At 65.3% G+C, this 24,943-nt stretch carries 25 protein-coding genes, 1 other RNA gene and 1 pseudogene; 12 read left to right on the top strand and 15 right to left on the bottom strand.

Annotation, left to right across the window (positions count from 1 at the left end):
* Positions 1–103: 103 nt before the first annotated feature.
* The 11 genes from ACUXVA_RS12915 to ACUXVA_RS12865 form a co-directional block, all read right to left on the bottom strand.
* Complete coding sequence (locus ACUXVA_RS12915; protein WP_265079940.1) at positions 104–547, bottom strand: periplasmic heavy metal sensor; 444 nt, start codon at positions 545–547, stop codon at positions 104–106.
* Positions 544–963: a hypothetical protein gene (locus ACUXVA_RS12910; RefSeq protein ID WP_265079941.1), complete on the bottom strand. Its 420-nt coding sequence runs from the start codon at positions 961–963 to the stop codon at positions 544–546. Before ACUXVA_RS12910 ends, ACUXVA_RS12915 begins: the two co-directional genes overlap by 4 nt.
* Positions 960–1,316, bottom strand: coding sequence for a sigma-70 family RNA polymerase sigma factor (locus ACUXVA_RS12905; RefSeq protein ID WP_445492503.1), 357 nt, complete (start codon positions 1,314–1,316; stop codon positions 960–962). The genes ACUXVA_RS12910 and ACUXVA_RS12905 overlap by 4 nt, the downstream gene beginning before the upstream one ends.
* Positions 1,207–1,518 carry a sigma factor gene (locus tag ACUXVA_RS12900; protein ID WP_445492501.1) on the bottom strand — a complete coding sequence of 104 codons (312 nt, stop codon included), beginning with the start codon at positions 1,516–1,518 and terminating at the stop codon, positions 1,207–1,209. The genes ACUXVA_RS12905 and ACUXVA_RS12900 overlap by 110 nt, the downstream gene beginning before the upstream one ends.
* A gap of 73 nt (positions 1,519–1,591) precedes the next feature.
* The gene (locus tag ACUXVA_RS12895; RefSeq protein ID WP_265079943.1) at positions 1,592–1,885 is read right to left on the bottom strand and encodes a hypothetical protein; all 294 of its coding nucleotides are present in this window, start codon (positions 1,883–1,885) and stop codon (positions 1,592–1,594) included.
* A 34-nt stretch (positions 1,886–1,919) separates the two neighbouring features.
* Positions 1,920–2,636, bottom strand: a complete 717-nt coding sequence (locus ACUXVA_RS12890; protein ID WP_265079944.1) for an outer membrane protein — start codon at positions 2,634–2,636, stop codon at positions 1,920–1,922.
* Between the two features lie 221 nt (positions 2,637–2,857).
* A complete protein-coding gene (locus ACUXVA_RS12885; RefSeq protein WP_265079945.1) occupies positions 2,858–3,682 on the bottom strand; it encodes a TIGR00282 family metallophosphoesterase in 825 nt (274 codons plus the stop codon).
* Position 3,683: 1 nt separating this feature from the next.
* Positions 3,684–4,277 carry a 5-formyltetrahydrofolate cyclo-ligase gene (locus ACUXVA_RS12880; protein ID WP_445492498.1) on the bottom strand — a complete coding sequence of 198 codons (594 nt, stop codon included), beginning with the start codon at positions 4,275–4,277 and terminating at the stop codon, positions 3,684–3,686.
* Between the two features lie 194 nt (positions 4,278–4,471).
* Positions 4,472–4,631: non-coding RNA, 6S RNA (ssrS, locus tag ACUXVA_RS12875), on the bottom strand.
* A 270-nt stretch (positions 4,632–4,901) separates the two neighbouring features.
* Positions 4,902–5,285, bottom strand: coding sequence for a cell division protein ZapA (locus ACUXVA_RS12870; RefSeq protein WP_265079947.1), 384 nt, complete (start codon positions 5,283–5,285; stop codon positions 4,902–4,904).
* The gene (locus ACUXVA_RS12865) at positions 5,282–5,620 is read right to left on the bottom strand and encodes a DUF4164 domain-containing protein (RefSeq protein ID WP_265079948.1); all 339 of its coding nucleotides are present in this window, start codon (positions 5,618–5,620) and stop codon (positions 5,282–5,284) included. The genes ACUXVA_RS12870 and ACUXVA_RS12865 overlap by 4 nt, the downstream gene beginning before the upstream one ends.
* 288 nt (positions 5,621–5,908) lie before the next feature.
* Between ACUXVA_RS12865 and tkt the strand changes: the two are divergent.
* From tkt to ACUXVA_RS12805, 12 genes and pseudogenes are all read left to right on the top strand, one after another.
* Positions 5,909–7,898 (top strand): annotated as a pseudogene (gene tkt, locus ACUXVA_RS12860) (transketolase).
* A 122-nt stretch (positions 7,899–8,020) separates the two neighbouring features.
* Positions 8,021–9,028, top strand: coding sequence for a type I glyceraldehyde-3-phosphate dehydrogenase (gap, locus tag ACUXVA_RS12855; RefSeq protein ID WP_445492495.1), 1,008 nt, complete (start codon positions 8,021–8,023; stop codon positions 9,026–9,028).
* 175 nt (positions 9,029–9,203) lie between these two features.
* Positions 9,204–10,406, top strand: coding sequence for a phosphoglycerate kinase (locus ACUXVA_RS12850; RefSeq protein ID WP_445492493.1), 1,203 nt, complete (start codon positions 9,204–9,206; stop codon positions 10,404–10,406).
* An 82-nt stretch (positions 10,407–10,488) separates the two neighbouring features.
* A complete protein-coding gene (locus ACUXVA_RS12845; protein ID WP_265079951.1) occupies positions 10,489–10,707 on the top strand; it encodes a hypothetical protein in 219 nt (72 codons plus the stop codon).
* Between the two features lie 158 nt (positions 10,708–10,865).
* Entirely contained in the window at positions 10,866–11,933 is a 1,068-nt protein-coding gene (gene fba, locus ACUXVA_RS12840) for a class II fructose-bisphosphate aldolase (RefSeq protein ID WP_265079952.1), read from the top strand.
* A 56-nt stretch (positions 11,934–11,989) separates the two neighbouring features.
* Positions 11,990–12,208, top strand: coding sequence for an antitoxin MazE family protein (locus ACUXVA_RS12835; protein WP_445492490.1), 219 nt, complete (start codon positions 11,990–11,992; stop codon positions 12,206–12,208).
* Positions 12,205–12,528: a type II toxin-antitoxin system PemK/MazF family toxin gene (locus ACUXVA_RS12830; protein WP_265079954.1), complete on the top strand. Its 324-nt coding sequence runs from the start codon at positions 12,205–12,207 to the stop codon at positions 12,526–12,528. The genes ACUXVA_RS12835 and ACUXVA_RS12830 overlap by 4 nt, the downstream gene beginning before the upstream one ends.
* A 32-nt stretch (positions 12,529–12,560) precedes the next feature.
* Positions 12,561–13,595: a class I fructose-bisphosphate aldolase gene (locus tag ACUXVA_RS12825; protein WP_445492487.1), complete on the top strand. Its 1,035-nt coding sequence runs from the start codon at positions 12,561–12,563 to the stop codon at positions 13,593–13,595.
* 6 nt (positions 13,596–13,601) lie between these two features.
* On the top strand, positions 13,602–14,282 hold the full coding sequence (locus ACUXVA_RS12820; protein WP_445492485.1) for a thiamine phosphate synthase: 681 nt from the start codon (positions 13,602–13,604) through the stop codon (positions 14,280–14,282).
* A gap of 8 nt (positions 14,283–14,290) precedes the next feature.
* The gene (locus ACUXVA_RS12815) at positions 14,291–15,373 is read left to right on the top strand and encodes a tetratricopeptide repeat protein (RefSeq protein WP_265079956.1); all 1,083 of its coding nucleotides are present in this window, start codon (positions 14,291–14,293) and stop codon (positions 15,371–15,373) included.
* 105 nt (positions 15,374–15,478) lie between these two features.
* On the top strand, positions 15,479–16,264 hold the full coding sequence (locus tag ACUXVA_RS12810; RefSeq protein WP_265079957.1) for an inositol monophosphatase family protein: 786 nt from the start codon (positions 15,479–15,481) through the stop codon (positions 16,262–16,264).
* 163 nt (positions 16,265–16,427) lie between these two features.
* On the top strand, positions 16,428–18,206 hold the full coding sequence (locus tag ACUXVA_RS12805; protein ID WP_265079958.1) for a lysozyme inhibitor LprI family protein: 1,779 nt from the start codon (positions 16,428–16,430) through the stop codon (positions 18,204–18,206).
* A 140-nt stretch (positions 18,207–18,346) separates the two neighbouring features.
* Here ACUXVA_RS12805 and ACUXVA_RS12800 read toward each other — a convergent pair whose 3' ends face one another.
* The 4 genes from ACUXVA_RS12800 to ACUXVA_RS12785 form a co-directional block, all read right to left on the bottom strand.
* Entirely contained in the window at positions 18,347–21,505 is a 3,159-nt protein-coding gene (locus ACUXVA_RS12800; protein ID WP_445492482.1) for a multidrug efflux RND transporter permease subunit, read from the bottom strand.
* Between the two features lie 10 nt (positions 21,506–21,515).
* Positions 21,516–22,724, bottom strand: a complete 1,209-nt coding sequence (locus tag ACUXVA_RS12795) for an efflux RND transporter periplasmic adaptor subunit (protein WP_265079960.1) — start codon at positions 22,722–22,724, stop codon at positions 21,516–21,518.
* A 180-nt stretch (positions 22,725–22,904) separates the two neighbouring features.
* Positions 22,905–23,993, bottom strand: a complete 1,089-nt coding sequence (locus ACUXVA_RS12790) for an SAM-dependent methyltransferase (protein ID WP_265079961.1) — start codon at positions 23,991–23,993, stop codon at positions 22,905–22,907.
* Complete coding sequence (locus ACUXVA_RS12785) at positions 23,993–24,817, bottom strand: DUF1295 domain-containing protein (RefSeq protein ID WP_265079962.1); 825 nt, start codon at positions 24,815–24,817, stop codon at positions 23,993–23,995. Before ACUXVA_RS12785 ends, ACUXVA_RS12790 begins: the two co-directional genes overlap by 1 nt.
* Between the last annotated feature and the right edge of the window lie 126 nt (positions 24,818–24,943).

Genomic DNA, 24,943 nt, shown 5'->3' with positions numbered 1-24,943 from the left:
CCATATCGGCTCCCCATGCTTGAGATCGCTCAGGCCCGGACCATCCAGGCCGATAGAGTTGATACGCACCGGTTGCGGAGATCCCTCGCGGCGCCGCAACGTCTCAGCGCGGAAACCCGCCGACGAGTTGACGTCGCCCTTTCGGAGAAATCTGGTCCAGCGTCTCGATGAAGGTGTCGATCACGGCGTCGCCGATCTTGATGCGCTTGTCGCGCGCATCCAGAATCGCGGCGCGCAATGCGGCCTTGTCCAGCTCCGGCTGTCCCGTCAGTTGCAGCGTCTTGCGCATCGCCCTCAGGTAGTCTGCCTGTAGCGGCAGCATGTCGGGCTGCTTCTCGCGGTAGATCCGCCACAGGATATCTGCATCCTCCTGCGGCAGCCGTGCGGCGATGCGCTCGACCATTCTCAGCGGCATACCGGCATTGGCCGGCGGCCCGTCCGGTTGAAACCACTGCACCGAAACATAGGTCGCCAGCGCGAGATTGATGCAGAGCGATGCCAGGAGCGCCCAGCGCAGGCGCTTCGGCGGAGAGGGCCAGAATGTCATTGGACCCCCCAGGGCGAGATGACGGAACTATCGAACAGCATGCTGACCAGCGACATGCCCTCGTCCGACGGATGATAGGGAAGCGCGCTCGCCAGCCAGACGCCGACCAGTAACGAACAGGCTAGGCCGGTGACCGGAACCATCGATCCCGGCTGCCATAGCCGCCGGTACCAAGGCAGCACCGCCTGTGCCCGCGCGAGGCGCTGCAGGACCGCCAGGCCCGCTTGTCCGGCGCGCGCATTGCCGATGTCGGGCGCGGTTGCGAACAGCCGGTCGAAACCGCGCTGCGCCTCGAGAATTGCCGCGCCGTCCGCGCTCGCCGCGATGCCGCGTGCGGCAGCCTGCGTGGCCACCGGCCAGCGATCGATGTCGCCTCCCCATGTCTCCGCCAATTGCCTGAATTGATCGCGTGTCATACCTGCCTCCCGCCATCCTGAATTTTCCTGACTTGCTCCCTGAGCGCGTCGCGTGCGCGCGCCAGCAGCGACTCGAATGCCTTGGCGCTGATGTTCATGGCCTCGGCGGACTGCTCGCCGCTCAGCCCTTCCATGTGAAACAGCGCGATGGCGCCACGTTGCCGGTCGGACAGATGCGCCATTGCCTGCTCCAGCATCCGCCGCTCCTGATCCGCGATCAGCCGCTCCACCGGTTCGGGCCTGTCATCCCGCACATCGCCTGCGTCTTCGATCGGCGCGAAGGCCGGCTTGCGCACGCGGTCGAAAGCGAGATTGAGCACGATCCGGTAGAGCCAGGTGGTGAACCGCGCCACTGCCGGATCGAACGATGTCGCGCGCGTCCAGATCTCGCAGGAAGGCTTCCTGACCGATCTCGTCGGCCTCGGCGGCATTGCGGACGACGCGCTGGGCGACGCGGATGGCGCGCGGCATGTACCGGCCCATCAGGATGCGAAACGCCTGCTGCTGGCGCGCCGCGACCGCCAGCATCAGGGCTTCGTCCGTTTCGTTCTCCATCGCCTGCGTCCCAGGTTCGCCGCGCGGCAACGTCGCACGGACGCGCCGGGCTACGGATGCCAATGCCATGGCATCAGCAGCGCCGCCACGCGCCCGCGTACCAGCACCGCCGCGGCGGCGGCACATAGGCGGGCGGTGCGACATAGACGGGCGGCGCAACGTAATACGGCGCCGCCATCGCGTAGCGCGGCCGATAGCAGCCGGGATAGACGCCGACGCCGCGCCAACCATAACGCACGCAGGCCACCGTTTCCACGTTCGAGGCCGCGGCGATGGCGGGACGCAGCGCATCCGGCGCCATCAGCGGCGCTGCCTTGGCCACGGGCGCGGCGACGAGCAGCGCTGCGAGGATCGGAAATTTCCACATGGTGATATCCTTTCTTTCGCTGAGTGATGGACGATCAGAAGCTCCAGTTGACGCCGGCGCGAAGCGTGTGGGTGTCGAGCTTGTGTTCGCGCTCGGCGAAAGCGACGTTGTCGAACGACTGCGCCGCAAGCGTCGCGGTGCCGTAGTTGTCGTAGAGATATTCGAGCCGGAACGTTGTCAGCGGCGAGATGCGGTAGTCGACACCGCCGCCGAGCGTCCAGCCCGCCCGCGTATCGCTCCAGCTCGCGGAAAGCCCGGCGGCGTTGTCGATCGCCTTGTTCTGCACGCCCGCCAGTGCCAGGCCGCCGGCCATGAAGATCATCGCCTGATCGAAGCTGTAGCCGAGCCGGGCGCGCAGATGCCCGTTCCAGGTCATCCTGGTCTGCAACTGGGTCAGCGTGGGATCGGGCGCGAGGCCGGTATCGATGGTCGCGCTGCCACCGACGACATTGATGTCAGCCTCAAGACCGCTGACGAAGCGGCCCCGCTGCCTGGCGTAACCGAGCGTGACGCCGCCCATGAACGACTTCGGATCGACGACATGGGATTCACCGGTCGAGGGAATGCCGATTTCTCCGCCGCCCCACAGATAGCCGGCCTGGACGCCGACATAAGGCCCCGCCCAGCTCGGCAGCAGCGGCACCACAGACTGCCGCTGCGCGACAGGCGCCGCCACGCCGAGATCGGCAGCCAACCCCTTGCCGATGCCGGACAGGCCGAGCAGGCACGCCAAACCAATTGCTTTCTTCATGCTGATCCCCTGGTAGCGCGGCGCGATGCGCCGCAAGACAGGGGAAGTACGGCCGGCCCACGGATTTCCCTCGGCTGCAGCCGAGGTTTTTAAGCGTCCGGTTCACAAAGCTTAATCCAGCGCGGAGAGGAACCGCCTAGGCTTCAGAGGGAGTGGATTGGACTCTGACGCATGTTTGAGCGGGCTCTGACGCGGGACGTCTTCGCATGGGCGCTGTGCGCTCAGCTCACCCAAAACTCCGGCACCGCCTGCGACAGCCGTCCGCCGAGACGCACGGGCCCCACATGCAGCGCGAGGCCAGTCTTGTCGTCGGTTTCCACCGCGACGCCCGACAGCGTTGCCGGGCCGAAGGCGGGCTCGAAGCGGCCGGAGGGAATGCCGGTGGTGAAGCGGCGCACCGGTTCTTCCTTCTGCATGCCGATCACCGAATCATAGTCGCCGGTCATGCCGGCATCGGTCATGTAGGCGGTGCCGCCCGCCAGGATCTGGTGATCGGCGGTGGGCACGTGGGTATGCGTGCCGACCACGAGGCTGACGCGGCCGTCGCAGAAATAGCCCATGCCCTGCTTCTCGCTCGACGCCTCGCCATGGAAATCCACCACGATGGCATCGGCCGCCTCGACCAGCGGACAAGCGTCGATCTCCTTGCCGATGGCGCTGAAGGGATCGTTGAGCGGCTCCATGAAGACGCGGCCCATGGCGTTGATCACCAGCGCGCGGGCGCCGTTCTTGGTATCGATCAGCGCGGCACCACGGCCCGGCGTGTGGCGCGGAAAATTCAACGGCCGAATCAGCCGCGGCGCACGTTCGATGAACACCAGCGCCTCCTTCTGATTCCAGGCGTGGTTGCCGAGCGTCACCGCATCGGCGCCGGCATCGATCAGATCGTTATAGATGCTCTCGGTGATGCCGAAGCCGCCGGCGGCGTTCTCGCCATTGATGACCACGAGATCGAGCTTCCAGTCGCGCACCAGGCCCGGCAGGCGGTCAAGGATGATGGTGCGCCCGGTCTTTCCGACCACGTCGCCGATAAACAGAATACGCAAATCATAAACTCCGGAAATCGAATGTGCGCGCTTCGGTTAGCACATAATCGAGCTGCACGTCGTGCGGCTCGGCCGGCACGGCGTCGATTTCCTGCACGGCAAAGGCGACGCCAATGGCGATGATGGGCTTGGCGGCATGCAACACTTCGAAGGTGCGATCGTAATGGCCGGCGCCGTAGCCGATGCGGTGGCCGAGGCGATCGAAGGCCGCGAGCGGCACCAGCACGATGTCGGGCAGCACGGCGGGGGATTGCGGCGACGGCTCCATGATGCCGAATTGGCCGCGCAGCAATTGCGCATCCGCATTCCATGCGCGAAAAATCAGCGGCTGCTCGCGCCCCATGATCACCGGCAACGCCAGTTGCGCGCCCTGCGCTTCAAGCTGTCGCATCAGCGGCAGCGGATCGAGCTCGGCGCGGATCGGCCAGTAGCCGGACACGATGGCGCCGGGCTTGATGGCGACGGGGAATTTTTGCGCGGCCATGGCCTGCGCGGCTGCGGCGCGCTGTTCTACGCCCAGCGCCTCGCGGCGTTGGATGGCCGCGGTGCGGAGTGACGACTTATCGGCGTTTGGGGCGTTCTCTGGTGCCGACATCAGCACCGGCACCAATTTCGCGCGGGGGAGTTGGACTCCGCTGTCGTCACCCGCGAAAGCGGGTGACCCAGTATTCCGAGGAGCCGGTGATGCGGCTGAGAGTCCACCGCATACTGGATCCCCGCTTTCGCGAGGATGACAACAGTGCGGATGTGAGCGGCGATGATCAAATCAGCGACAACCAAAAAGAAAAGTGCGAAGCCGCGTTGGCCGTTGAAGCACTCGATCCCGGAGCACCTACGAAAGTAGGTGGGCACCGTGTGACCAGATCCACGGACCTGGTCAGGGACAGTTCCCGTGAGGATCGATAAGGCCCCGGAGAATTATGGCTTCTGACGCGCGACACAGCCTCGCAACAGCAATGTAGGCGCGGTGGGCTGGTTTTGCCAGTGGGAAGTGGGATGTCGCAGCTTTTGCGCCTTCATCGCCCTTCGCCGCATACGCGCCCTGTCGTCGCCCGGCCTGCGCGCAATTGCGCGCCAGGACCGGGCGACTCAGTATGCCGCGACGACAGTGTTCATCCCTCATATCAGTGTTTACTGGGGCCCCGCTTTCGCGGGGACGACAGGCAAAGCCCTTCGCCTCGCCAGTTTCTCACCGGAAAGCGCGCTTGATAGAAGCCCCCTACCCGATCGAGACACCGCCGCCGATGGTGCGGTTGAGCACTTGGGTGGTCTTCTCGATGCGCTCCGCAGCGGAATTCAGCGCCGCGGCGACGGCCGCCTGGGTGGCGCGGGCGCGGTCGGCGGCGGCCACGCGGACATCGCGCAAGGCGGCGAGTTCCTCTTCCAGCGCGCGGATCTTCTGGTTGGCGTCGACCAGCTCGTCCGCCACGGTCAGCGCCGCCATCACTGTGAGGCGGGCGTCGCCGATCTCGCCGAATTTTCCGCGCAAATTCTCGACCCGCGCCTCAAGGCTCTCGGCCAAGCGGAGCAGGCGGGTTTCCTGACCCTCCTCGCAGGCCATGCGGTATTGCCGGCCGTTGATGGTGACGTTGACGTGGCTCATGAGGCGTCACCCTCCGGCAGTTCGGAGTCGAGCACGGAACGGATGGTGCCTATGGCGGCGTCGAGGCGGCCGGCGATTTCGCGGTTGGCGCGTTCCAGCCGGCGCGATTTCACCAGCGTGCCGTCGAGTTCGTCGGCCAGCCGCGACCGGTCTGCGCCCAGCGCCTGGATCCGCGTTGCCAGCTCGTCCTCGTCGCGATCGGCCTCGCGGCGTCGCTCCGCCGCGCTCTCCAGCGCATCCAGCGCCGCCATCAGGCGCCGCGTCGCGGCGTCAATCTCGGAGGATCCGCCGAGGGCGGCGTCCGGACTGGGACCATAAGCGGGTCGATCGATCATACTGTTTACGCGGACCTTCGCTGCAAAACCCGCCGGGGCGCAAAAACTGCGGCTCGGCAAGCGTTTAGGCGGGGAAATTTACGTGGCAAGCAAGCCTGGCGCAACGCTGCTCAGCAGCTATGCACCGCAAAGGCCACAAAAACGGGCGATAACGACCCGCCGGCTTGGACTCCCGGGAACGCAGATGCTATCCAGCGCTTTCTCCACCGGTATACCGAGACTTCGCTGCACGCCGCATGTCCCGCGGATGCGGAACGTCCCCACCCTTCCACGCAGACGGAAACGATCATGACGCAGGTTGATCACGCAAAGATGGCCAATGCGATTCGGGCGCTGGCCATGGATGGCGTCGAAAAGGCCAAATCCGGCCATCCCGGCCTGCCGATGGGCGCCGCCGACGTGGCGACCGTGCTGTGGACCCAGTTCCTCAAATTCGATGCCGCCGACCCGCGCTGGCCCGACCGCGACCGCTTCATCCTGTCGGCGGGCCATGGCTCGATGCTGCTCTATGCGCTGCTGTATCTGACCGGCAACGAGGACGTTACCCTCGACCAGCTCAAGAACTTTCGTCAGCTGCATTCCAAGACCCCGGGCCATCCCGAGAACTTCATCACCGCCGGCGTCGAGACCACCACCGGCCCGCTCGGCCAGGGCGTCGCGTCCTCGGTCGGCACGGCGCTGGCCGAACGGCTGCTGGCCGCCGAATTCGGTGACATCGTCGATCATTACACCTACGTGCTGTGCTCGGACGGCGACCTGATGGAGGGCGTCAGCCACGAGGCGCTGGCGCTGGCCGGTCACCTCAAGCTGTCGAAGCTGATCCTGCTGTGGGACGACAACGGCATCACCATCGACGGCCCGCTGTCGCTGTCGGACAATGTCGACCAGGTGGCCCGCTTCAAGGCTCATGGCTGGAACGCGGTCCATGTGGACGGTCACGACCAGAAGGCCATCGCCGCCGCCATCACCGCCGCGCAATCGTCCGACCGCCCGTCGCTGATCGCCTGCAAGACCACCATCGGCTTCGGCGCCCCGACCCGCGCCGGTACCTCGAAGGCCCATGGCGAGCCGCTCGGGGCCGAGGAACTGGCCGGCGCCAAGAAGGCGCTGGGCTGGAATTACGGCCCGTTCGAAATCCCAGACGACGTGCTCGCCGCCTGGCGCGCGGTCGGCAAGCAGGGCGCCACCGCCCATGTCGACTGGCAGGAGCGCTTTGACGCCCGGCCGGATGCCGAGCGCGCCGAATTCATGCGCCGCGTCATCGACCGCAAGCGCCCGGAGGGGCTCAATGACGCCATCCGCGCGCTGAAGAAGCAACTGGTCGACGCGCCGCAGACCATCGCAACGCGCAAGGCCAGCGAGCTGGCGCTGGAAGCGCTGGTCGCCGTGATGCCGGAACTGCTGCTCGGCTCGGCCGATCTCACGCCGTCCAACAACACCCGCACCAAGCACGCCAAGGATGTGACGCCGACCGATTTCAGCGGTCGCTATATCCACTACGGCATCCGCGAAATGGGCATGGCCGCAGCCATGAACGGCATCTCCACCCATGGCGGATTTGCGCCGGCCGGCGGCACCTTCATGTGCTTCACCGATTATGCGCGGCCCTCGATGCGCATCGCGGCGCTGTCGCACATCCCGGTGGTCTACATCATGACCCACGACTCGATCGGCCTCGGCGAAGACGGCCCAACCCACCAGCCGGTGGAGCATCTGGCCTCATTGCGGGCGATGCCCAACATGCGGGTGTTCCGCCCGGCCGACCCGGTCGAGACCGCGGAATGCTGGCGGCTGGCGCTGGAAAACACCACCGGCCCCACCGTGCTGGCGCTGTCGCGGCAGAACCTGACGCCGGCGCGCACCGTGCATCACGATGAAAATCTCTGCGCGCATGGCGGCTACGAGCTGGTCGCCGCACAGGGTGAGGCCAAGGTCTCGATCTTCGCCTCCGGCTCCGAGGTCGAAATCGCAGTCGCCGCCCAGAAGCAGACTGGCAGACAAGGGCATCGCCGCCCGCGTCGTGTCGGTGCCGTCGCTCGAACTGCTGCTGCAGCAGTCGCCGGAAAAGCAGCAGGCCATCATTGGCAAGGCGCCGATCAAGATCGCCGTCGAGGCTGCGGTGCGGTTCGGCTGGGATGCGGTGATCGGGCACGATGGCACCTTCATCGGCATGAGCACGTTCGGGGCGAGCGCTCCGGCGAAGGAATTGTACAAGTTTTTCGGCATCACGGCGGAAGCCGTGGTGGACGCCGCCACCAAGCGCCACAACGCGGCCTAACCCCTGACGGAATGCCGGCGCATAAGACACATTGCGCCGGCGTTCCAATCAGGGCATGGAACGCGCGTCAAACGTCACCATATGCAAGCAACGCCAAGGTTTTGAGCTAAGGGAGAAGTTGAATGGCAATCCGGGTTTCGATCAACGGGTTTGGCCGCATCGGCCGCAACGTCCTGCGGGCGATCTATGAGTCCAAGCGAACCGACATCGAAGTCGTCGCCATCAACGATCTCGGCTCGGTGGAGAGCAACGCCCATCTGCTGCGCTTCGACAGCGTGCACGGCCGCTTCCCCGGCGAAGTCACCGTCGACGGCGACAGCATCGATATCGGCCGCGGCAAGATCAAGGTCACCGCGGTGCGCGATCCCAACACACTGCCCTGGAAGGACCTCGGCATCGACATCGCGCTGGAATGCACCGGCATCTTCAGCGCAAAGGCGAAGGCCTCGATGCACCTGACCGCCGGCGCCAAGCGCGTGCTGGTGTCCGCCCCCTCGGACGGCGCCGACGCGACCATCGTCTACGGCGTCAACCACAAGACCCTGACCAAGGATCACCTGGTCGTCTCCAACGGCTCCTGCACCACCAACTGCCTGGCGCCCGTCGCCAAGGTGCTGAACGAAGTCGTGGGCATCGAGACCGGCTTCATGACCACGATCCACGCTTACACCGGCGACCAGCCGACGCTGGACACGCTGCACAGCGACCTCTATCGCGGCCGCGCCGCGGCGATGTCGATGATCCCGACCTCGACCGGTGCCGCCAAGGCCATCGGCCTGGTGATGCCGGAACTGGCCGGCAAGCTCGACGGCGTGTCGATCCGCGTGCCGACCCCGAACGTGTCGGTGATCGACCTCAAGATCGTCGCCAAGAAGGCAACGACCAAGGAAGAGATCAACGCCGCGTTCAAGGCCGCCGCTGCCGGCGAACTGAAGGGCATCCTCGGCACCACCAGCCATCCGAACGTGTCGATCGACTTCAACCACGACCCGCATTCCTCGACCTTCGCCTTCGACCAGACCAAGGTGCAGAACGGCACGCTGGTGCGCGTGCTCTCCTGGTACGACAACGAGTGGGGCTTCTCGAACCGCATGGCCGACACGGCTGTGGCGATCGGCAAGCTGATCTGAGCTAACGCATACTTCATGGTTCGGGACGCGCGCCGAGAGGCTCGCTCCTCACCATGAGGAGCCGTAACTGAGCGCGAGGAGCATTTCTCCTCGCCGCGAGCGCAAACGCTCACCCTGAGGAGCCGAGCCAAGCGAGGCGTCTCGAAGGATGAGCTTCAAGGCACCGGGGCTCATCATGACCAATTCCTTCCGCACCCTCGACGACGTCAACGTTTCCGGCAAGCGCGTGCTGGTGCGCGTCGATCTCAACGTGCCCATGGACAATGGCCGCGTCACCGATGCCACGCGGCTCGAGCGCATCGCTCCGACCATTACCGAGATTTCCGGCAAGGGCGGTCGCGTCATCCTGCTGGCGCATTTCGGCCGGCCCAAGGGCGTCGATCCCAAGCAGTCGCTCAAGCCTGTCGCCGCCGCGCTCGCAGACGTCATCAAGAAGCCCGTCGCCTTTGCCGACGACTGCGTCGGCGATATCGCCACGAACGCGGTGGCGGCCATGAAGGATGGCGACATCCTCTGCCTCGAAAACACCCGCTTCCATACCCGCGAAGAGAAGAACGATCCGACCTTCGTTGCCCAACTGGCGGCACTTGGCGACATCTGGGTCAACGACGCGTTCTCGGCCGCGCACCGCGCCCACGCGTCGACCGAAGGCCTCGGGCACGTCCTCCCCGCTTTCGCCGGCCGTACCATGCAGGCCGAGCTGGTGGCGCTCGGCAAGGCGCTCGACGCGCCGACCCGCCCGGTGATCGCCATCGTCGGCGGCGCCAAGGTGTCGTCGAAAATCGATCTGCTGGAAAACCTCGTCACCAAGGTCGACGCGCTGGTGATCGGCGGCGGCATGGCCAACACATTCCTGCACGCCCAGGGTTTTGGCATCGGCAAATCGCTGTGCGAGAAGGACCTCGCCGCCACTGCCCTGCGCATCATGGAAAAGGCCGAGACCGCCAACTGCGCCATTATCCTGCCCGTCGATGGCGTGGTCGCCACCAAGTTCGAAGCCAATGCCCCGTCGCACGCCTATGGCATCGAGGCGATCCCGGACGACGGCATGATCCTCGACGTCGGCCCGCGCTCTATCGACCGCATCAATGCGGCGATCGACGATGCCGCGACGCTGGTCTGGAACGGCCCGGTCGGCGCCTTCGAGATCGCGCCGTTCGACAAGGGTACCGTCTCCAGCGCCAGGCACGCCGCGGCGCGCACCAAGGCCGGCAAGCTGGTCTCCGTGGCCGGCGGCGGCGACACCGTCGCTGCACTCAACCATGCCGGCGTGGCGGAGGACTTCTCCTACATCTCGACCGCCGGCGGCGCCTTTCTGGAATGGATGGAAGGCAAGCCATTGCCGGGCGTCGAGGTTTTGAGGGTTGCAAAGGGCTGACACTACACTTGCCGGGCGCGAGTGTTTCCGCTATGTTCTGTTTATGGTCGATGCTCCTACCGATGCTGTACCCCAGATCCTGATGAAAATTCAGGAGAGCATTGGCACGCTCAGATCGGAGAGAGGTCAGTTCAGACAGGCGACGGAAGCACGGTTCGAAAACATCGAACGCATCATGTCCAAGCAACGCCGCGATAGCGCCGGAATGCTTGTCATGATGCGCGCCACGGTCACCGATTTCGACGAACGCGTCAGCGAGGTCGAGGAGCGCGTGGCTGCCTTGGAAGCTGGCGACAACTGACACCCCCGCTTGTATGCGCTCCGTCCTAGTTAACCTCCACGCCAGCCGCGACCTTCGGCAGCTTGGATTCCCCCGCCCGTCGCGTTAAGAGCGGGGGTCGTTCGTCTGTCGCCGGTCAATCCGGATCGACCGCGCCCCACCCTTGCAAGGAGTTCCCCATGGCCCGTATCACGCTGCGTCAACTGCTCGATCATGCTGCAGAACATGACTATGGCGTGCCGGCCTTCAATATCAACAATATGGAACAGGCGCTGGCGATCATGGAGGCAGCATCGAGCGTGGACGCGCCGGTGATCATCCAGGCCTCGCGCGGCGCCCGCTCCTACGCCAACGACATCATGCTCAAGCACATGATGGACGCAGTGACGGAAATCTATCCGCAGATCCCGGTCTGCGTGCATCTTGACCACGGCAACGGCGCTGCGACCTGCATGACCGCGATCCAGGCGGGCTTCACCTCGGTGATGATGGACGGCTCGCTCAAGGCCGACGGCAAGACTCCGGCCGACTGGGACTACAATGTCGGCGTCACCAAGACCGTGACCGACATGGCGCATCTCGGCGGCATCTCGGTGGAAGGCGAACTCGGCGTGCTCGGCTCGCTGGAAACCGGCATGGGCGACAAGGAAGACGGCCACGGCGCCGAGGGCAAGCTGTCCCACGACCAGCTGCTGACCAATCCCGACGAGGCCGTGAAGTTCGTCCAGGAGACCCAGGTCGACGCGCTGGCCATCGCCATGGGCACCTCGCACGGCGCCTACAAGTTCACCCGCAAGCCGGATGGCGACATCCTGGCCATGGGCGTGATCGAGGAAATCCACCGCAAGCTGCCCAACACCCATCTGGTGATGCACGGCTCGTCGTCGGTGCCGCAGGACCTGCAGGACATCATCAACGCGTTCGGCGGCAAGATGAAGCCGACCTGGGGCGTGCCGGTGGCCGAGATCCAGCGCGGCATCAAGCATGGCGTGCGCAAGATCAACATCGACACCGACAACCGCATGGCGATGACCGGCCAGATCCGCAAGATCCTCGCCGAGCATCCGGAAGAGTTCGACCCGCGCAAGTACCTGAAGCCGGCGATGGAGGCCATGGTCAAGCTGTGCAAGCAGCGCCTGCAGGAGTTCAACACGGCTGGACAGGCAGGCAAGATCAAGAAGGTCCTCACGCCCGCCGACATGGCCAAGCGCTACGCCGCCGGCGAACTGGCGCCGAAGATCGCCTGATCGGCGACTGCAAAGCTTGAAGCGACAGGCGGCCGGCCATATGTTACATGTAACAAATGGAGGCCGCCATGTCCGATGGTGCCAAGCGCGTCCGCAAGCACCGCGAGAAGATGAGAGCCGCCGGCCTCAAGCCGGTGACCATCTGGGTACCGGATGTGAACGCGCCGGACTTCAAGGCGCAGGTCGCTCGCGACATCGCGGCCATTAATGCCAGTGCAGACGAAAAGACCATCCTCGACGAGCTTTCGGAAATCGAAATCGAAGGCTGGAAATGAAGCGCGGCGACCTTGTGACCGCCGTGATGCAAGGCGCCTATGGAAAAGCGAGACCGGCGGTCATCATTCAAGCGACTTGGGTCGAGGGTTTGAACTCGGTAACGTTCTTGCCGCTGACCAGCGAGCTGTCGACCGCCCGGATATTTCGGATTTTGGTTGAGCCGACGTCCGAAAACGGCCTGCAAGTGACATCTCAGGTTATGGCCGATAAATGCGCCACGTTGCCGCGCACGAAGATCGGGCCTGTCTTCGGACGCCTGGCTTCTAACGATATGGAGCGCGTCGATCGCGCATTCGCAATTTTTACAGGGCTTGCCTGAAGACCGCCCAATATAGGCAATAGGACTGAGCTATGAACCTCGCCGATCTCAACAAAGTCGCTCTCGCCATGGTCGCGCCCGGCAAGGGCCTGCTCGCCGCCGACGAATCCGGCGGCACCATCAAGAAGCGCTTTGACGCGATCGGCGTGGAGTCCACCGAGGCCACCCGCCGCGACTATCGCGAGATGCTGTTCCGCTCCAGCGCAGCGATGACCGAGACCATTTCAGGCGTGATCCTGTACGACGAGACCATCTGGCAGAACGCGGCCGACGGCACGCCGCTGGTGAAGCTGATCGAGGCGGCCGGCGCCATTCCCGGCATCAAGGTCGACGAGGGCACGCAGGCGCTGCCGAACTGCCCAGGCGAGACCATTACTGTCGGCCTCGACCGGCTGGCCGAGCGCCTTGCGAAGTACTACGAGCGCGGCGCGCGCTTCGCCAAATGGCGCGCGGTGATCGATATCAACCAGTCCGCGCATATTCCCAGCATGACCGCGATCCACGTCAACGCCCACGCGCTGGCGCGCTATGCGGCGCTGTGCCAGCAGGCGCAGATCGTGCCGATCGTCGAGCCGGAAGTGCTGATGGACGGCGATCACGACATCGACCGCTGCGTCGAGGTCACCACCCGGGTACTCAACAAGACCTTCCAGGAGTTGCGTATCCAGCGCGTCGCGCTGGAGGGCATGATCCTGAAGCCGAACATGGCGATCGCCGGCAAGAAGTGCGCAAAGCAGGCCAGCGTCACGGAAGTCGCAGAAAAGACCATCCGGATGTTGAAGGCCTGCGTGCCGGCGGCGGTGCCGGGCATCGCCTTCCTGTCCGGCGGCCAGTCCGACGAGGACGCCACCGCGCATCTCGACGCCATGAACCGGATCGGCGGACTGCCGTGGCCCCTCACATTTTCCTATGGCCGCGCGCTGCAGGCGGCGCCGCAAAAGGCATGGTCCGGCAAGGCGGAGAACATCGCCGCCGGCCAACGGGCCTTCACCCATCGCGCGCGCATGAATTCACTCGCCAGCACAGGCACGTGGAGCGCAGCGCTCGAAACCGACAAGGCAGCTTGAGTCCCGATGGCCAGCAAACCAGTTCCACCGCCGCCGATACCGCGGCTCTATCTCGCCACGCCTGAGGTTGACGATCCCGCGTCGCTGGCCGCCGGCCTCCCCGCACTGCTTGATAACGCCGACGTCGCCGCCGTCCTGCTACGGCTCAAGACCACCGACCAGCGCACCATGATCGACCGCATCAAGGCACTTGCGCCGGCGGTGCAGAACGCCGGCGCGGCGCTGCTGATCGAGGGCCATGCCGAGCTGGTGGCGCGCGGCGGAGCCGATGGCGCGCATCTTAACGGCATAGAGGCGATGTCGGACGCGCTGCCGACGCTGAAGCCGGACCGCATCTGCGGCGTCGGCGGCCTGCCGACGCGCCACGATTCCATGGCGGCGGGCGAAGCCGGCGCCGACTACGTGCTGTTCGGCGAGCCCGACGCGCAGGGGCAGCGGCCGTCGACCGAGGCCATCGCCGAGCGGCTGAACTGGTGGGCCGAACTGTTCGAGCCGCCCTGCGTCGGCTATGCGGTCTCGCTTGATGAGGCGCGCGCCTTTGGCGCTGCCGGCGCCGATTTCGTGCTGGTCGGCGACTTCATCTGGGACGACCCGCGCGGTCCCGCAGCGGCGCTGATGGACGCGGAAACCGCGATCCGGCAGGGTCACGCCGCGATGGCCGGAAAAGTCGAAGTTGAACAGGAATGACGCCAGGCATGACAATCCTGCGTCCGATCGCGTTGCTGGCGGCGTGCCTGGCCTGGGCAGGCGGCGCCATGGCGCAGATCTCGCTGACGCCCCCGGCTGCGCAGGCGCCGGCCAGCAAACCGGCCCCGGCAAAACCGAAGGCCGCGCCCAAGCCGGCCGCAAAAGCCCCGGTAGCGGCAAAGAAGCCCGCGGTGGTGCCTCCGGCACCATCTACAGCGCCGACTCCTGCAACATCCGCCCCGACGGGCGACGCCAACGTGGACCTCGTCTACGGCGCCTATCAGCGCGGCCAGTACAAGACAGCCTTCGATCTCGCCTCAAAGCGCGCGGAGGAGAATAACGACCCCAAGGCGATGGCCATGCTGGGCGAGCTCTATGCCAACGCGCTGGGGGTCAAACGCGACTATGCCAAGGCGGCGGAATGGTACCAGCGTGCCGCCGAGCGCGGCGATCGCGAAGGCATGTTCGCGCTGGCGATGCTGCGGCTGTCCGATCGCGGCAATACCGGCAACCGTAGCGAGGGCGCCAAGTGGCTGGCCTCCGCCGCCAAGCTCGGCAGTCCCAAGGCGGCCTATAATCTGGCGCTGCTGTATCTAGACGGCCAGATCTTTCCGCAGGACGTCAAGCGCGCCGCCGAACTGCTGCGGGTGGCCGCCGACGCCGGCAACCCCGAGGCGCAATACGCGCTGGCCACCTTCTACAAGGAGGGCACCGGGGTAGAGAAGAACATCGAAAAGGCGGTGCGCCTGCTGCAGGCCGCGTCATTGGCCGACAACGTCGATGCCGAGGTCGAGTACGCCATTGCGCTCTACAACGGCACCGGAACACCGAAAAACGAGGCCGCCGGGGTGGCCTTGCTGCGCAAGGCTGCCCGGCAGAACAGCCCGATCGCCCAGAACCGGCTCGCCCGCGTGCTGGTGACCGGCCAGGGCGCCCCGATGGACAAGATCGAGGGGCTGAAATGGCATATCGTGGCCAAAACCGCCGGCAAGGGCGACCTGATGCTCGACGAGATGCTGGCCCAGGCCACGCCGGAGGACCGCACCAAGGCCCAGGAGGCCGCGCGCAAATGGCTCGGCGTCGACAAATGATCCACCCTTGACGTGCGCAGCCCCAACGGGCACCCATCGCCCCTCAATCATCCCTGTCCAGACCTGCTGCCGCGATTTGGCGCCAGGTCGTCTTGAGTCCAAATCATGATCAATTCCGCTCTCATGAACGTCATGGTCAAAGCCGCGCGCCGCGCCGGCCGCAGCCTCAAGCGCGATCTCGGCGAAGTCGAGAACCTGCAAGTGTCGATGAAGGGCCCGGCGAACTTCGTCAGCCTCGCCGACAAGCGCGCCGAGGAGATGCTCTACACCGACCTCAACAAGGCACGGCCGGGCTACGGCTTCCTTGGCGAGGAAGGCGGCAACCGCGAAGGCACCGACAAGACCCACACCTGGGTGGTCGATCCGCTCGACGGCACCACCAACTTCCTGCACGGCATCCCGCAGTTCGCGGTCTCGATCGGCCTGTTGCGCGAAGGCGTACCGATCGCCGGGTTGATCTACAATCCGGCCAATGACGAACTCTACATGGCCGAAAAAGGTGGCGGCGCGTTTCTGAACGATACCCGCCTGCGTGTCGCCGGCCGCAAGCAGCTCAACGAATGTGTCATCGCCTGCGGCCTGCCGCATATCGGCCGCGGCGACCACGAGCAGTCGCGCAAGGAAATGGCGGCGCTGCAGCCCAAGGTCGCCGGCCTGCGCCGCTTCGGCGCCGCGTCGCTTGACCTCGCCTTTGTCGCCGCCGGCCGCCTCGACGGCTACTGGGAACGCAACCTGCAGCCTTGGGACATCGCGGCCGGCATCATCCTGATCAAGGAAGCCGGCGGCACCGTCGGCGACATTCATGGCGGCGACGTGCTGAAGACCGGCAACATCGTCTGCGGCAACGAATTCGTCTATAGCGAGCTGACGAAGATTCTGAAGCCGCTGTAGGCGACAGGCGCCGTCAATCCGGGACGCGGGCGTATTCCAGGCGCATGCGAACCCGGAATGACAGGATCCCGGCCCATGGAACTCGCGGGAGCACCGGTGCGTTCCTTATCTAGGCCGCCCCGTTGAGACCATTCAGGTTTCACAGACCGGCCTGGAGCTGGTGATGCGCCTTGCTGCGAGAGTGTTCTGTGTCGGACTGCTAGGCCTTGCCAACATCAGCAGCGCATCAGCCCAGGGCCTTGACCGTTTCTTCGAGGACATCGGCCGTCTCGGTCAACCGCGCAGGGCGGCGATCCAGGCCGAATGGGAACGGATCTCTCCCGGCGAGATGCGGTGCATCGACAACGCACTGCGCGGCGCCCGCAGATCCGTGAATAGGCTGATCGATCGCGGCATCGGCCCCACCGACAGCCGCGTGGCCGGCATCGTCGATGATTGCCGCGCCAACGCGGACGTCAACGTCCCGCGTGTTACGGCCACGCCAAGCTTCAACTGCAACGTCGCGACACAGCCGGACGAAATCGCCATCTGCGGCAATCCCGAACTGGCGCGTCTCGATCGCGCCGTCGTGGAGGGCTATCAGCAGGTGATCGGCAGCGATGGCGCCGACACCGCGAAAAGCATTGCCGAACCGCTGCTGCGGCGCCGGCACGCCTGCGGGCCCGATGCGGATTGTATCAAGCGCGTGCAACTGGCGGCCATCGCCGCCTTCCAGGCGCGCGGCGCGCCGGTGCAGGTGCCGGCCGCGGCGCAGGTGACCGCACGCGACAACCCGGCCTATGTCGTCAACGGCATACGGCTCGGCAGCGCCGTCAACGTCGGCAGCCCCGACTATCTGGACTACGCCTGCGCGCCCAGCCAGCAATATGCCGGCTTGACCGGGTGCCAGCGCCAGACCGCAGAACGCTCGGGCCGCCGTCGCGTCTCCGAGGCCTCGGCGTTCCTGCACGCCGCCGACGGGTCCGTGGTCTATATCAACCAGAGCCTCGATCCCGTCGTCATGGACGACATCGACGCCCACGACGAAATCGCCCGACTGTCGGAAACGCTCGGCAAGGCAACGCTGCTGCCGCTGCAGGACGCCAGAGGCGTAGCCAGCGGGGTTATCGCTTCTTGGGGCGCGGTATCGATGCAGCCGCTGGAGCCGGAGCGCAGGGCAGCGCTGGCCGCCGGCACCGACGACGCGCCGGGCATCCTGATCGACAGCGGCAACAATCTGCAAAGGTCGGCGCAGCTGGGGTTACCGATCTACCGGCTCGGCGGCGGAGCCGGCTACGTCTGGTCTGCCAGTTGGAACGGTCGCGGCCGCGGCACGCTGCGTATGCTGGCGATCGATGCGTCAAAACTGCCGGGCGCGGCGGCGGACACGAAACCACCAGAGCCAGCCGCCGTCGCCCCTGCTCCGGCCGCTGGGACCGCCGCGGAGGCGCCGAAACCTGTCGACGCAGCAGTGCCGCCGCAAGCTGCCGCGCCGACGGTTCAGAAGCCTGCGGAGCCCGCTGTCGCCCCGCCACAAGCGAAGGCCGCGCCTCCCGCCGAGGTGCGGGTCGTCGGCCCACCGATCGCCTTGCGCCCCACGACACCGGTCGCCACACCAACACCGACGCCGACCAATTCAGGCGGCGGCAACGGCCTGGTGATCTTCCTGAGTGCACTGGTAGTCGTGTTGCTGGGCGCGATCGGCTATCTCTGGCGGAAATCGCGCGTCAACACGGTTGAGACCCCGGCAGCCCCTGCGGCTGCTCCGGTCACCACTCCTGCGCCACAATCGACAACTGACGCGGTTGCTACGCCAGTGTCGGAGAAAATAGATCTGCCGGCGCTGGTGCCCGCCGAGTCGCCGGACAGTATCGCCGCGTCCGCGCCCGAGATGGCCGAACCGCATGTTGCAGAAGCAATTGCGCCCGCTGCAAACGAAGTGGCGAAGCAGTCCCCACCGTAGGCGCCTCGAATGAGGGGCTCCGGGCTTGGAGCGTGTGGCCCCTCACGCTCGAACCGCTTCGCGGATCAGTCCACCCTTTCCCACCTAGCGAAGCTTCGCTTCGCGCGGGGGAGAGGGAAGGAAGTAAAGAGTAACGTTTGTTACGGATGCGCGGCCGTCGCCTGTCCGGCCGGCTGTTCCGACTTCACCTCATCCGTCTTGGTTTCCTTGTCCGGATTGAACAGCCGCTGCACGGCGACGAAGAACACCGGGACCATCAGCAGCGCCAGCACCACCACCGCGATCATGCCGCCGGTGACCGACGTACCCAATGCCTGCTGGCTCTGGGCGCCGGCGCCGTTGGCAACCACCATCGGCAGCACGCCGCAGATGAAGGCCAGGCCGGTCATCACGATCGGGCGGAAACGCAGGTAGCAGGCTTCCATAGTCGCGTCGATCAGCGACTTGCCGCCAGCGCGCAGGTCCTTGGCGAATTCGATGATCAAGATCGCGTTCTTGGCCGCTAGCCCGATGATCGTGATCAGACCCACCGTGAAGTACACGTCGTTCGGCAATCCGCGCAGCGTCGCCGCCAGCACGGCGCCGCAGATGCCGAGCGGCACCGTCATCAGCACCGCCATCGGGATCGTCCAGCTCTCATAGAGCGCGGCGAGCACCAGGAACACCACTAGCGCCGACAGGCCGAGCAGGAACGGCGCCTGCGAGCCCGACAGCTTTTCCTGCAACGACTGGCCGGTCCACTCGAAGCCGAAGCCGCGCGGCAGAAGGCCCGCCAGACGCTCCATCTCGTTGATGGCGTCGCCCGAGGTAAATCCGGGCCGCGCCTCGCCGGAAATGCGCACCGCCGGATAGAAGTTGAAGCCGGTGATCTGGGTCGGGCCCTTCGCCCATTCCACCGTGGCAAAGGAGGAGAACGGCACCAGCTGCCCGCGGCTGTTCTTGACGTTGTAGTTCAGGATGTCGGTGGCGTTCATCCGGTTGGCGGCTTCCGACTGCACCACGACGCGCTGCATGCGGCCGCGGTTCGGGAAGTCGTTGACGTAGTTCGAGCCGAGATTGGTCGAGATCGTCGAGTTGATGTCCTCGAAGGTGACGCCGAAGGCGCCGGCCTTTTCGCGATCGATCATCAGGTTGACCAGAGGCGCCGGCGGCAGGCCTTCGACGAAGACCTTCTGCAGCACCGGGCTGGCATTGGCATCGGCGATCAGCTTGTCGGACGCGGCGTTCAGCGCAACAAAGCCCTTCTGGCCGCGATCCTGCAGGCGGAAGCTGAAGCCCGAAGAGTTACCGAGGTTGTCTATCGGCGGCGGCTGCAGTGCGGAGATCTTGGCATCGCGGATCGACGACAATTCGCGGTTGATGTCGTTGACAAGGGCGGCGGCGGAATCGCCGGGCGGACGCTCGGACCAGTCCTTCAGGGTGATGAAGGCCTGCGCGGTGTTCATGCCCTGGCCGAGAAAGCTGAAGCCGGTGAGAAACACGACGCTTTCAATGCCCGAACGCTTCTTCAGATATTCCTCGACCTTCTCGATCGCCCCTTCGGTGCGGGCGAACGACGAATCGGACGGCGTCTGCACGTCGGTGGTGATGAAGCCCTGGTCGTCGATCGGCAGGAAGCCGCCGGGCATCCGCATGAAGCCCCAGGTGAGACCGACCAGCAGCGCGACATAGACGACGAGCAGTCGCCCGGTGCGCTTCAGCGACCAGCCGACCGTCTTCGAATAGCCGTCGCGGGTGCCGTCGAGCTTGCGGTTGAACCAGCCGAAGAAGCCCTTCCTGGCGTGGCCATGGCCTTCCTTGATCGGCTTCAGGAAGGTGGCGCACAAAGCCGGCGTCAGCGACAGCGCCAGCAACGCGGAGAACGCGATGGAGGCGACCATGGTGACGGAGAATTGCCGGTAGATGATGCCGACCGAGCCCGGGAAGAACGCCATCGGCACGAACACGCCGATCATCACCAGCGTGACGCCGATGATGGCGCTGGAGATCTGGCTCATCGCCTTCTTGGTGGCCTCCTTCGGCGGCAGGCCCTCTTCGCTCATGATGCGCTCGACGTTCTCCACCACGACGATGGCGTCGTCGACGAGAATGCCCACGGCCAGCACCATGCCGAACATGGTGAGCATGTTGATGGAGTAGCCGGCCATCAGCAGCATCGTGCAGGTGCCGAGCAGCGCGATCGGCACCACGATGGTCGGGATCAGCGTGTAGCGGAAGTTCTGCAGGAAGATGAACATCACGATGAAGACCAGCGCGACCGCCTCCAGCAGCGTGTGAACCACCTTCTCGATCGACGCTTCGACCACCGGCGTGACGTTGTAGGGAATGTCGTAGGCGATATTGGCCGGGAAGAAGTTCGACAGCTCCTTCATCTTGGCTTCGATGGCGGCGGCGGTGGCCAGCGCGTTGCCCTTAGGCGACATCAGCACGGAAAGGCCGGCCGTCGGCTTGCCGTCGAGTCGGGTGGTGAACTGATAGCTGAGGCCGCCGACCTCGATCCGCGCGACATCGCGCAGCCGCACCGTGGAACCGTCGGAATTGGCGCGCAGCACGATGGCGCCGAATTCCTCCGGCGTCGTGAGCTGGCCTTTGACGAGCACGAGCGAGGACGTCTTGGTGGTCGCGGTCGACGGCTCGGCGCCCACGCTGCCGGAGGCGACCTGGGCGTTCTGCGCAGCGATCGCCTTGTTGACGTCGTCGGAGGTCAGATTGTAGCCGACCAGCCGGGCCGGATCGACCCAGACGCGCAGCGAGCGCTCGGTGGAATACAGCGAGGCACGGCCGACGCCGGGAATGCGACGGATTTCGCCGAGAATGTTGCGGATCATGAAGTCGCCGAGGCCGACTTCGTCGAGGCTGCCGTCGGTGGAGCGCAGCGTGATGATGTTGAGCACCGCAGCGGAGGCTTCTTCCACCAGAATGCCCTGCTGAATCACCGCGCGCGGCAACCGCGCTTCGACGCGCTTCAGGCGGTTCTGCACTTCCACCGAAGCCTGGCTTGTGTCGGTGCCCGGCACGAAGTTGGCGATGATTTCCACGGCGCCGAGCGAGTCGGACGTCGACTCGAAGTTGAGAATGCCGGCGGCGCCGTTGAGCTCTTCCTCAATCAGACGTGTGACTGAGTTGTAGAGGTTCTCCGGCGACGCGCCAGGATAGCTGGTGGAGATCGAGATCGAAGGCGGCGCGATGATCGGGTACTGCGCAATCGGCAGCCGCGGAATGGCGATGGCCCCGAACAGACAAATGAAAAGCGCTACGACCCAGGCGAAAATCGGCCTGTCGATAAAGAAATTAGCCATGTGTCAGATCTCAGGGTTTCGCTTGGATCGTCTGCTGCTCGCCGGCAGCAGCGTCGTGCGCGGCTTCCGCCACCGGCCACAGCTGCGCATTCACCTTGTCGCCCGGTGCGAATTTCTGGAAGCCTTCGACCACCACGCGCTCGCCACCCTTCAGACCCTCGGTCACGAACCACTGGCCGTCCTGGATCGCGCCCATGCGCACGACCTGCGTCGCGACATGACCATCGTCCTTGACCACGAACACTTCGCTGCCGCCGCCGCCGTTGCGCTGCACCGCCTGCTGCGGCACCGCGATGGAATCGGTGTCGATGCCCTGCTCGATTTGAACGCGGACATACATGCCCGGCAGCAATTCGCGCTTCGGATTGGGAAACTGGCCGCGCAACGTCACCTGGCCAGTGAAGGCATCGACCTTGGCTTCGGAGAACAGCAGTTTGCCGGGCAGCGGATAGACTTGGCCATCGTCGAGCACCAGGCGCACGCGTGCGGCGTCATCGGCGATCTGGTCGAGGTCGCCGCTCTCGAAGGCGCGGCGCAGGGAGTTCATCTCGCTGACCGACTGGGTGAAGTCGGCGTAGATCGGATCGAGCTGCTGAATGGTTGCCAGATTGGTGTTTTCGTTCTGCACCACCAGCGCGCCCTCGCTGACCAGCGCGGCGCCGATGATGCCGCTGATCGGCGCGCGGATGGTGGCGTAATCGAGGTTGAGCTTGGCGCGCGCGACGTCGGCCTTGCGGCCGGCGATCTCGGCCTCTGCCTGACGCATGGCGCCGATGGCCTTCTCGTTCTCGGCTTCGGAAACAGCCTTCTGACCGGCAAGGGTGGCAATGCGACGCGCGTGCTGCGCGGCAAGATCATAGGCCGCGTCCGCCTTGGCGAGCGCCGCATCGCTGGCCTGCAGCTCGACCTGGAACGGCTTCGGATCGATCCGGTACAGCGGCTCGCCGGCCATCACCACGCTGCCTTGATGGAACATACGTTCCACGACGATGCCGGAGACACGCGGACGGACATCGGCAACCCGGGTCGGGGCGATTCGGCCTGGCAACTCGCGCACCAGCGAACGGGCTTGCGGCTTGACCGAGACGACACTCACTTCAGGCTCGGACGGCTGAGTTGCCGCGACGGCCTGTTTCGGCTCATTGCATCCCGCCAGCAGCGGCGCGAGACCGGCCAGCAACAGCGCCAGGCCTGCGGAGCGTGCGTTGAATGTCGTCATGGTAGCTATCGTTCCTGCTCTGGTGTTCGAAGCGCTCGTCAGCTTGGACATGCATCGACGGAGCCGCCGGACCGATGCCCGTCGCGACTTTTCCGGATATTTCGAACCTGTTGATAAGTGACGATAAATCAGATGCGCTGCAGCGCAATACATTTCGCGGCGGCGCAATGCCACATGCGCTTATCGCGTTGTAACTGCAGCGAGTTCCGTCCCCTCACGCAATTGTGTGGTGGTTGGATTCCGGCCCGCCGCCGCCATCCGGTAATGGCTGACGCCCCATTCGCTGCCGGCGCCGTAACCGAACAGGCCGGCGGTGGCGAGAAGGAACCAGCGCCAGCGTCGCATCCACAGGCCGGTCGCGCGGCCATAGACCGGGCGGAGTATCGCCTCGATGTCGCGGCGGTTGCGGTCGAAGTTGGCCAGCCAGTCGAGCGCCGTGCGCTGGTAGTGCACGCCACTCCAACGCCACTCCTTCTCGACATCGAACAGGTCTTCGTATTGCCGGATCAAATGATGGCTCGGCATCACGCCGCCGGTGAAGAAATGCTGCGCGATCCAGTCCTCCTTGTCGGCGCGATCGAACAGATAGGTGCCGGAGCGATGGGTGAAGATGTGCATGAAGAAACGGCCGTCGGGAGCGAGCCACGAACGCACCCGCGTCATCAGCTCGCGCCAGTTAATCATGTGCTCGAACATCTCGACCGAGACGATGCGGTCGAATTGTTGCGACGGCGCGAAGAAGTTCATGTCGTGGGTGATGACGCGCAGGTTCGTCAGGCCACGCGATGTCGCCTGAGCCTCGATATAGAGGCGCTGCGAGCTGGAGTTGGACACGGCCGTGATCTGCGAGTTGGGAAATTGCCGCGCCATCGACAGCGACAGCGAGCCCCAGCCGCAGCCGAGTTCGAGGATCGACTGGCCATCGGCGAGGTCGGCATGTTCGATGGTCTGCCGCAGCGCCTCTTCCTCGGCCTCCTGCAGCGTCGATTCCGGCTCCTTGTAGAAGCACGACGAGTATTTGCGGTTCGGCCCCAGAACCAGCGCGAAGAACGCCGCCGGGACCTCGTAGTGCTGGGCATTGGCAGCGTCGGTGTGTTCGGCGATGCTGCGCGCCGCCATCTCGCCGGCAAAGGCGGCATCGCTGACGGCGTCCCCGGACGCCAGCCGCGTCGCTGTTCGCGAACAGAGTTGCTGGATGCCGGCCCGGATAAGCGCATCCGGCAGCGGTACCCGCTCCGCGGTGCCGATGATGCGGGATACGACGCTCATCAGGCCGCTCCCTGAACGTCAGAGAGTTTTCTTGGCGGCAGCGGGAAGAACGCGCTGGTGCGCGCCTGATAGTCCCGGTAGGCGTCGCCGCGCGATATGATCATCTGATCCTCCAGCGGCGGCACGCCCGTGACATAACGCAGGATCCAGAACATGAACAGCGGCGCCAGCAGCGTCGCGAGGCCCCACGGATAGTCGAACGACAAGGCGATCACGGGATAAGCCAGCCAGCCGAACCATTCAAAGAAGTAGTTCGGATGCCGCGACCAGCGCCACAGACCGACATCGCAGACCTTCCCCTTGTTGGCGGGATCGCCGCGGAAGGATTTCAGCTGGGCGTCGGCCACGGCCTCGCCGGCGATGCCGGCGAACAGCACCAGCGCGCCGAGATAATCCTGCATCCGCAACGCAGGGTCGGGAAACCGCGCCGCCAGGAAGATCGCGAACACCAGCGGAATCGACCCGAAGCCCTGGTTCTGCAGGAAGACGAACATTTTGCGTGGCGCGTCGACGCCCCAATCCCTGGCGAAGGCGGCATAGCGCGGATCGTCGGTGATCCCCTTGGTGCGCTGCGCAATATGGCTGCCGAGCCGCACCGACCAGATCGCCACCAAAGCGGCGACGAGCCATTGTCGGGCGTTGGGCGCGGCGCCGGCCACCGGCCACAGCGCGCTGCCCGCGCCAACCAGGCCGACCGAGAACGTCCAGATCGTATCGACCCAGCCGGAATTGCCCGTGCGCTGCTGCACGACCCAGGCAATCGCCATCAGCACCGACAGCGATACAGCAATGGCGGCGAGCGCTTCGAGGTACAGGACCGTCATGAGAATTCCGCTAAATGGCTGAGCCGGGACGTGTTTTACAACTACGCCTCAATTCAAGCCGGGTTTCACGGCTAAGTTCCATCAGCCGCTCAATTCCCGTGGATACGTTCTTTTCTTGTCGCCGGG

The sequence above is a fragment of the Rhodopseudomonas sp. RCAM05734 genome (genome assembly GCF_052658035.1).
Note: the sequence above shows the minus strand (reverse complement) of the source record. Positions and strands in the feature narration are given on the sequence as shown.

Bases quoted from the DNA above. Each gene is read 5' to 3' on its own strand.
- ACUXVA_RS12830 (WP_265079954.1), top strand. From the start codon at position 12,205: ATGAAGCGCGGCGACCTTGTGACCGCCGTGATGCAAGGCGCCTATGGA.
- ACUXVA_RS12820 (WP_445492485.1), top strand. From the start codon at position 13,602: ATGGCCAGCAAACCAGTTCCACCGCCGCCGATACCGCGGCTCTATCTC.
- ACUXVA_RS12800 (WP_445492482.1), bottom strand. From the start codon at position 21,505: ATGGCTAATTTCTTTATCGACAGGCCGATTTTCGCCTGGGTCGTAGCG.
- ACUXVA_RS12850 (WP_445492493.1), top strand. From the start codon at position 9,204: ATGACCAATTCCTTCCGCACCCTCGACGACGTCAACGTTTCCGGCAAG.
- ACUXVA_RS12790 (WP_265079961.1), bottom strand. From the start codon at position 23,993: ATGAGCGTCGTATCCCGCATCATCGGCACCGCGGAGCGGGTACCGCTG.
- gap (WP_445492495.1), top strand. From the start codon at position 8,021: ATGGCAATCCGGGTTTCGATCAACGGGTTTGGCCGCATCGGCCGCAAC.
- ACUXVA_RS12865 (WP_265079948.1), bottom strand. From the start codon at position 5,620: ATGATCGATCGACCCGCTTATGGTCCCAGTCCGGACGCCGCCCTCGGC.
- ACUXVA_RS12805 (WP_265079958.1), top strand. From the start codon at position 16,428: ATGCGCCTTGCTGCGAGAGTGTTCTGTGTCGGACTGCTAGGCCTTGCC.
- ACUXVA_RS12835 (WP_445492490.1), top strand. From the start codon at position 11,990: ATGGAGGCCGCCATGTCCGATGGTGCCAAGCGCGTCCGCAAGCACCGC.
- fba (WP_265079952.1), top strand. From the start codon at position 10,866: ATGGCCCGTATCACGCTGCGTCAACTGCTCGATCATGCTGCAGAACAT.
- ACUXVA_RS12825 (WP_445492487.1), top strand. From the start codon at position 12,561: ATGAACCTCGCCGATCTCAACAAAGTCGCTCTCGCCATGGTCGCGCCC.
- ACUXVA_RS12915 (WP_265079940.1), bottom strand. From the start codon at position 547: ATGACATTCTGGCCCTCTCCGCCGAAGCGCCTGCGCTGGGCGCTCCTG.
- ACUXVA_RS12910 (WP_265079941.1), bottom strand. From the start codon at position 963: ATGACACGCGATCAATTCAGGCAATTGGCGGAGACATGGGGAGGCGAC.
- ACUXVA_RS12810 (WP_265079957.1), top strand. From the start codon at position 15,479: ATGATCAATTCCGCTCTCATGAACGTCATGGTCAAAGCCGCGCGCCGC.
- ACUXVA_RS12895 (WP_265079943.1), bottom strand. From the start codon at position 1,885: ATGTGGAAATTTCCGATCCTCGCAGCGCTGCTCGTCGCCGCGCCCGTG.
- ACUXVA_RS12785 (WP_265079962.1), bottom strand. From the start codon at position 24,817: ATGACGGTCCTGTACCTCGAAGCGCTCGCCGCCATTGCTGTATCGCTG.
- ACUXVA_RS12900 (WP_445492501.1), bottom strand. From the start codon at position 1,518: ATGGAGAACGAAACGGACGAAGCCCTGATGCTGGCGGTCGCGGCGCGC.
- ACUXVA_RS12815 (WP_265079956.1), top strand. From the start codon at position 14,291: ATGACAATCCTGCGTCCGATCGCGTTGCTGGCGGCGTGCCTGGCCTGG.
- ACUXVA_RS12845 (WP_265079951.1), top strand. From the start codon at position 10,489: ATGAAAATTCAGGAGAGCATTGGCACGCTCAGATCGGAGAGAGGTCAG.
- ACUXVA_RS12890 (WP_265079944.1), bottom strand. From the start codon at position 2,636: ATGAAGAAAGCAATTGGTTTGGCGTGCCTGCTCGGCCTGTCCGGCATC.
- ACUXVA_RS12795 (WP_265079960.1), bottom strand. From the start codon at position 22,724: ATGACGACATTCAACGCACGCTCCGCAGGCCTGGCGCTGTTGCTGGCC.
- ACUXVA_RS12870 (WP_265079947.1), bottom strand. From the start codon at position 5,285: ATGAGCCACGTCAACGTCACCATCAACGGCCGGCAATACCGCATGGCC.
- ACUXVA_RS12880 (WP_445492498.1), bottom strand. From the start codon at position 4,277: ATGTCGGCACCAGAGAACGCCCCAAACGCCGATAAGTCGTCACTCCGC.